Origin of the sequence: Lactobacillus corticis (assembly GCF_018327645.1) — a bacterium.
Lineage (GTDB): Bacteria > Bacillota > Bacilli > Lactobacillales > Lactobacillaceae > Lactobacillus > Lactobacillus corticis.
In genome coordinates this window covers 1-201 of the sequence record NZ_BMAY01000089.1, presented here as the reverse complement: position 1 = coordinate 201, position 201 = coordinate 1, and the positions used below count along the sequence as shown (strand labels likewise).

Below are 201 nucleotides of genomic sequence, written 5' to 3'. Positions count from 1 at the left end.
CTTCCATATATCTACGCATTCCACCGCTACACATGGAGTTCCACTCTCCTCTTCTGCACTCAAGAAAAACAGTTTCCGATGACCTTCCCCGGTTAAGCCGAGGGCTTTCACATCAGACTTATTCTTCCGCCTGCGCTCGCTTTACGCCCAATAAATCCGGACAACGCTTGCCACCTACGTATTACCGCGGCTGCTGGCACG

The 201-nt window shown here is 52.2% G+C and carries 1 rRNA gene; it reads right to left on the bottom strand.

From position 1 onward, the window contains the following. A 16S ribosomal RNA gene (locus KI210_RS08860) occupies positions 1–201 on the bottom strand; the annotation flags it as partial.